The following is a 6,129-nucleotide window of genomic DNA, read 5'->3' on the forward strand; positions in this document are numbered from 1 at the left end:
CTGCGGAACACGTCCCTCCCGGGGACGCGGTCCGACATCCCCGGTCCCCACGCCCGCGCCTACGACCGGTTCGACGGCGAGGTCCTGGACATCACCGAGATCGACCCGTCGTTCACCGGGGCGGCGGACGGGGGACCGATCAGCGGCCGGGAGGAACTGCTGGAGGAAGTGTTCTGCTGAAGCGCGGAGGGCTCCCCGGCGCGCTCCGGGGAGCCCTTCCTCAGATCAGCTCCAGCGCGCGGGCGCGCAGGGCGGCCTGGGTGCGGTCGCGGGCGCCGAGCTTGGCCAGCACGTTGGTGACGTGGTTCTTCACCGTGCCCTCGGCCAGGAACAGCGCCGCGGCGATCTCCCGGTTGCTGCGGCCGTCGGCCAGCAGGCGCAGCACCTCCAGCTCGCGCTCCGACAGCGGCACGACCAGCGGTTGCGGTCGCGGCGCGGGCCCGACGTCGGGCAGCTGGGCGAACCGGGCCACGACCTTCGCCGCCACCGAGGGCTGGAGCACCGACTCGCCCCGGGCCGCCGCCGCCACCGCCTCGACCAGCCGCGCCGAGGAGACGTCCTTGAGCAGGTAGCCGAACGCGCCGGAGCGCAGGGCCGCCAACACGTCCACGTCGACGAACGTGGTCAGCGCGATGACCCGGACGCCCGGCTGCTCGACGCGCAGCCGGCGGGTCGCCGCGACGCCGTCGAGCACCGGCATGCGCAGGTCCATCAGCACGACGTGGGGCGCCAGCTCGGCGGCCCGGCGCAGCGCCTCGTCGCCGTCGCCCGCCTCGCCCACCACCTCGATGCCGTCGTGCGTGGCCAGGAGCGTGGCCAGCGCCTCGCGGAAGAGCGCCTGGTCGTCCACGAGCAGCACCCTCACCGCGCTCATGCCGGCACCTCCATGCTCAGCGTGCAGCCCCGGCCGGGGGCCGACTCGACGTGCAGCCGGCCGCCGAGCCGCGCGGCCCGTTCCCGCAGCCCCAGCAGGCCGAAGCCCGCCGGCCCGTCGTCGGGCGCGCGCTCGTCGAGGGCGGCGGCGTCCGAGCCCGTCCCGTCGTCGCGGACCTGGACGCGGACCGCGGCGCCCGCGTAGTCCAGCACCAGGTCGGCGCGGGTGGCGCGGGCGTGCTTGCGGACGTTGGTCAGCCCTTCCTGCGCGGCGCGGAACAGCGCCTCGCGCGTCTCGTCGGGCAGCGACCGCGGCTCGCCGGACACCGCCAGCCGCGTCGGGACGCCCGCCGCCGAGGTCTCCTCGGCCAGCGCGCGCAACGCCTCCGGCAGCGGCGGCACCGCGCGCGGCTCGCGCAGGGCCCGCACCGAGCGCCGCACGTCGGCCAGCGCGGCCTCGGCCTGCTCCTGCGCCTTCCCCAGCACGGCGTCGGCCTTGGCCGGGTCGGTCGGCAGCACCGCCCGCGCGGCCTTGACCTGCATCTGCACGACAGTCAGCGAGTGCCCGAGGCCGTCGTGGATGTCGCGCGCCACGCGGTTGCGCTCCTGCGCCGTCGCCAGCCGCTCCGCCTGCGCCGCGTGGTCCCGCAGCCGCTCGTGCGCCTCGGCCAGCTCGGCGCGGGCGCGCTGCTCGCGGCGGTGCAGCTCCGTGACGACGGCGGCGAACAGCACCGCGGCCAGCGTGCCCAGCCCTTCGCGCAACGCCTCACCCCACAACATGCCGAGGTGCACCAGCGGGACGAGCACGATCACCAGGCCGGTGGCCGGCAGCGGGAGCAGCAGGGTGCACTGGCTCACCAGGACGACGAGGAAGAGCGTGGCCCCGACGCTCGGGTCGATCGTGAAGATCGTGAACGCGAGGGGCAGCTGGACCGCCGCGTAGGCGACCGACCACGCGAGCCGCCCGCGCCGCCGCACCCACGCGAAACCGCCGGTGGCCAACGCGGTGAACGGCACGCCGAGCAGCAGCGCGAGGACCGGGTCGCCGGAGGCGAGGGAGCCGAGCAGCAGCGTGAGGAACGCCCCGCCGGTCAGCACCGCGAGTGCCCGGTTCATGTGGTCGCCGCGGGGCGCCCGGACCGTGGTGTCCACGCGCGGATCCTAGTGCCGCGCCTCGGCACGCCGGCCGGTTATCGGCCGGGCGGCGGGTGGATATCCGGTTGTGGCGCGGCGTCCCGCCGGACGACCATGGCCGGCGTGGAGCGACCCCGGCGGACCGTCGAGTGCGGCGACTTCGCCTTGCGGCAGTGGCGGGCGGGCAGCGACTTCGAGCCGCTGTTCCGGATGATCGAGGAGTCGCTCGACCACCTCGGGCCGTGGATGCCGTGGGTCGCCCGCCACAGCCCGGAGACCACCCGCGCGTTCCTCGCCCGCTGCGCCCCCGGGTGGCGGAGCGGTGACGCGTACAACTACGCGATCACCACGGGTGGCACGCTCGTCGGCAGTTGCTCGATGCGCCGGGCGGGCGACCCCCGCGGCCTGGTCCTGGGTTACTGGCTGCACCCCGCCGCCACCGGTCGCGGCATCGCGGTCCGGGCCTCGGCCGCCATGGTGGCCGAGGCGTTCGCCCTGCCGGACGTGGAGTACGTGGAGATCGCGCACGACGTGGCGAACACCGCCAGCGGCGCCGTGCCCCGGCGCCTGGGGTTCACCGAGGTCGGGGGGGGCGGGGGGCCTATGCCCACGGCCCCGGCGGGGAGCGGCGTCGACGTGGTCTGGCGGCTCACCCGCGGGTCGCCGGCCGCATCGGGGTCCGCCGCGGGGCGGCTCACGCGGCCGGCTGCGGCGCCGAGCTCCGGTGCGCGAGGAAGGCCGTGAGGACGGCCCGCTGCTCCTCGGTCAGCAACTCCTTGAACACCACCTGGCCCTGGTGCTTGCCGAACATCAAGTACCACGCGTCCGGCTTCTCGACGACCCGGTCGAGCGCCGACCACGCGTACCGCGCGTCGAACGCCTCGTTCTTCACCGCGATGCCGGCGTCGTCCAGGGTGAGCCGGTAGTCCTGCCGCAGGATGCTCGCCTGGGTGCGCATCGTCTGCCACACCACGTAGGGCTCGAACAGGACGGCGAGGAAGAACCCGCCCAGGATGACCGCGCCCGAGGTGAGGGGCCCGCCGTCCAGGAGCACCAGCAGGGCGATGCCGCCGAGCACCAGCAGGACGCCCGCGACGCGGAGGGCACGCACGTTGCCGCTCACGAGGAACTTGAGCGCACGCCGGGTGCGCTTCTCCTCGTAGGGGACACGGATCGAGATGTTCACGCGCGGATGTTAGACGCCGGTCGTTCCCGGCGAGGGGGAATTCCGCTCCCCCGCCAGGAAGTCGAGCACCAGCGGGCTCGCGGTGGCGCGGAACTCCTCGAAGTAGGCGTGCCGGGCGCCGGGGACCAGGTGGAGGCGGGCGCCCGGGATGCGCTCGGCGAGCAGCGGCGCGTTGGCGGCCGGGTTGAAGCGGTCGTCCGCGCCGTGCACGACGAGCGTCGGCGCGGTGATGGACGGCAGCACGTCCCACGCGTCGTGGGCCGCGCTCGCGGTGAAGTGGCGGCGACGGGCGTGGGGCGGCATGTCCGGGTCGCCGAGCGTGGTGAACGGGCCGGGGTGCTCGCGCAGCCACGCCGGGGTGTACATCAGCTCCAGCAGCGCCCGCCGGGCCGCCTCCGCGTCGAGTTGGGCGAGCGACCGGTTGACGTCGGCGGTCCGCGGCACGCCGCGCCGCCCGGGGGTGGTGCAGCCGAGCACGAGGCGGTCGACGCGGGCCGGGTGGTCGACCGCCAGCCACTGGGCCGCCCGGCCGCCCATCGACGTGCCGTAGACGTGGGCCCGGTCGACGCCCAGCGCGTCGAGCACGCGCAGCGCGTCCGCGGCGAAACCCCGCGTGCTGTAGGTGTCGGTGTCCGGGTGGTCGCTGGCGCCGGTCCCCCGCCAGTCGAGCACGATGACGGTGAACCCGGCCTCGAAGTCGGCCCGCACCGGGTCCCACCAGTGGTGGTTGTTGGCCTGACCGGCGAGCAGCAGCAGCGGTTCGCCCCGACCGGCGGTCTCGTAGTACAGGGACGCGCCGTCCGCGGTCGTGGTGAAGGGCACGAACCCACACTATTCGCCCACGGTGCGTCACCTCACAGGCACCGACCGTGCAAATCGGGCAGACATCCGGGCCCGACGGGTGTTACATCGGGGTTACCACTACTTGCTGAAGCTAACTTTTGGAGGCCGGCATGTGCGGCATCACCGGGTGGGTCTCGTACGACTCCGACCTGACCGGGCGGCGGGAGACCGTGGACGCGATGACGGCGACGATGGCCTGCCGGGGCCCCGACGACTCGGGCACGTGGGTGCGCCCGCACGTCGCCCTCGGCCACCGGCGCCTGGCGATCATCGACCTGCCCGGCGGGCGCCAGCCCATGACCGCGACCACGCCGCGCGGCGACGTCGCGATGGTCTACAGCGGCGAGGCGTACAACTTCACCGAGCTGCGCGCCGAGCTGACCGCCCTGGGCCACGCCTGGCGCACCGACAGCGACACCGAGGTCGTGCTGCGCGGCTACCTGGAGTGGGGCGACGCCGTCGTGGACCACCTCAACGGCATGTACGCGTTCGCGATCTGGGACGAGCGCGACGACCGGCTGGTCATGGTCCGCGACCGGATGGGCATCAAGCCCTTCTACTACCTCCCCACCGCGGACGGCGTGCTGTTCGGCTCCGAGCCCAAGGCGATCCTGGCCAACCCGCTCGCGCCGAGGGCGGTCGACCTGGGCGGCCTGCGCGAGCTGCTGGCGTTCACCAAGACGCCCGGCTGGTCGCTGTGGCGCGGGATGCGCGAGGTCGAACCGGGCACGGTCGTCACGGTCACCCGCGACGGCGTCCGCGCCCGGACCTACTGGCGGCTCGACGCCAGGCCGCACACCGACGACCGCGAGACCACCGTCGCGCGGGTCCGCGAGCTGATGACCGACGTCGTGCGCCGCCAGCTCGTCGCCGACGTGCCGCGCTGCGTGCTGCTGTCCGGCGGCCTGGACTCCAGCGCGATCACCGGCCTCGCCGCCGCCGAGCTGGACGAGCGGCTGCGCACGTTCTCGGTCGACTTCCTCGGCCAGGAGGAGAACTTCCGGCCCGACGAGATGCGCGACACCCCCGACGCGCCCTACATCCGCGACGTGGCGGCGCTGGTCGGCTCCGACCACCGCGACGTGGTCCTCGACCCGGCCGCGCTGACCGACCCGGAGGTGCGGCGCGCGGTGGTGCGGGCCCGCGACCTCCCGGCCGGGCTGGGCGACATGGACGCCTCGCTGTACCTGCTGTTCAAGGCCATCCGGGCGGAGTCGACCGTGGCGCTGTCCGGCGAGTCGGCCGACGAGGTGTTCGGCGGCTACCGCTGGTTCCACGACGGCTCGGCCGACGCGGGCACGTTCCCGTGGATCGCCTTCCGCGCCGCCACGGTGGCGGAGTCGCGGTCGCCGTTCGACCCGGGCCTGCTGGCGAAGCTCGACCTGCGCGACTACGTGGCCGACCAGTACCGCGCGGCCGTGGCGGAGGTGGACCGCCTCGACGGCGAGCCCGAGCGCGAGGCCCACATGCGCACGGTGTGCCACCTGCACCTGACGCGGTTCGTGCGGATGCTGCTGGACCGCAAGGACCGCACGTCCATGGCCGTCGGGCTGGAGGTGCGGGTGCCCTTCTGCGACCACCGGCTGGTCGAGTACGTCTACAACGCGCCGTGGTCGCTCAAGACCTTCGACGGCCGGGAGAAGAGCCTCCTGCGGCACGCCACCGCGCACGTCCTGCCCGCCTCGGTGCGCGACCGCGTCAAGAGCCCGTACCCGTCCACCCAGGACCCCGGCTACGCGGCGGCGCTCCAGGAGCAGGCCAAGGAGGTGCTGGCCGAGCGCGGCCACCGCGTGTTCGACCTGATCGACCGCTCGTGGGCGCACCGGGTGTCCGAAACGGACCCGACCGCGATGGCGACCGCGGACCGCGCCGGCCTGGACCGCTTCCTCGACCTGTACCACTGGATCGACCTGTACCGGCCGGAGCTGGTGCTGGACTAGCGCGGGCTTCAGTTCGCGCCGACGGGATGGGACGCTACCGACCAGATCACCCGTTCGAGTGAGAGGAACCCTCTTTTGGCCGCGAAGAGCGTCACCGTCGGTGGGCAGGAACTCGCGTACCGCGAGTCGCCCGGAACCGGGCGCCCCGTCATC

Annotated in this window: 6 protein-coding genes and 1 pseudogene; 3 read left to right on the top strand and 4 right to left on the bottom strand. The window is 74.3% G+C overall.

Annotated features, from left to right (window positions below; genetic code table 11):
* Positions 1-180, top strand: a pseudogene (locus tag ACFV4N_RS38205) (hypothetical protein); the annotation flags it as partial.
* A 40-nt stretch (positions 181-220) separates the two neighbouring features.
* Here ACFV4N_RS38205 and ACFV4N_RS38210 read toward each other — a convergent pair.
* Positions 221-874, bottom strand: a complete 654-nt coding sequence (locus ACFV4N_RS38210) for a response regulator (protein WP_499677560.1) — start codon at positions 872-874, stop codon at positions 221-223.
* Positions 871-2,025 (bottom strand): sensor histidine kinase, encoded by a 1,155-nt coding sequence (locus tag ACFV4N_RS38215; protein ID WP_499677561.1) that lies wholly within the window; start codon positions 2,023-2,025, stop codon positions 871-873. Before ACFV4N_RS38215 ends, ACFV4N_RS38210 begins: the two co-directional genes overlap by 4 nt.
* A gap of 105 nt (positions 2,026-2,130) precedes the next feature.
* Here ACFV4N_RS38215 and ACFV4N_RS38220 point away from each other — a divergent pair, with 105 nt between their 5' ends.
* A complete protein-coding gene (locus ACFV4N_RS38220) occupies positions 2,131-2,751 on the top strand; it encodes a GNAT family N-acetyltransferase (protein ID WP_499677562.1) in 621 nt (206 codons plus the stop codon).
* On the opposite strand, the gene ACFV4N_RS38225 is transcribed toward ACFV4N_RS38220, so the two are convergent.
* Positions 2,702-3,193 carry a YcxB family protein gene (locus tag ACFV4N_RS38225; protein WP_499677563.1) on the bottom strand — a complete coding sequence of 164 codons (492 nt, stop codon included), beginning with the start codon at positions 3,191-3,193 and terminating at the stop codon, positions 2,702-2,704. The two genes, ACFV4N_RS38220 and ACFV4N_RS38225, sit on opposite strands and share 50 nt — an antisense overlap.
* 9 nt (positions 3,194-3,202) lie before the next feature.
* The gene (locus ACFV4N_RS38230) at positions 3,203-4,015 is read right to left on the bottom strand and encodes an alpha/beta fold hydrolase (RefSeq protein ID WP_499677564.1); all 813 of its coding nucleotides are present in this window, start codon (positions 4,013-4,015) and stop codon (positions 3,203-3,205) included.
* Between the two features lie 131 nt (positions 4,016-4,146).
* Here ACFV4N_RS38230 and asnB point away from each other — a divergent pair, with 131 nt between their 5' ends.
* Positions 4,147-5,976, top strand: a complete 1,830-nt coding sequence (asnB, locus tag ACFV4N_RS38235) for an asparagine synthase (glutamine-hydrolyzing) (protein WP_499677565.1) — start codon at positions 4,147-4,149, stop codon at positions 5,974-5,976.
* Positions 5,977-6,129 lie beyond the last annotated feature (153 nt).

The sequence above is a fragment of the Actinosynnema sp. NPDC059797 genome (assembly GCF_042732085.1).
Taxonomy (GTDB): Bacteria; Actinomycetota; Actinomycetes; order Mycobacteriales; family Pseudonocardiaceae; genus Actinosynnema.

Excerpts from the sequence above, each read along its gene's own strand:
- ACFV4N_RS38210 (WP_499677560.1), bottom strand. The coding sequence starts at position 874 with ATGAGCGCGGTGAGGGTGCTGCTCGTGGACGACCAGGCGCTCTTCCGC.
- asnB (WP_499677565.1), top strand. The coding sequence starts at position 4,147 with ATGTGCGGCATCACCGGGTGGGTCTCGTACGACTCCGACCTGACCGGG.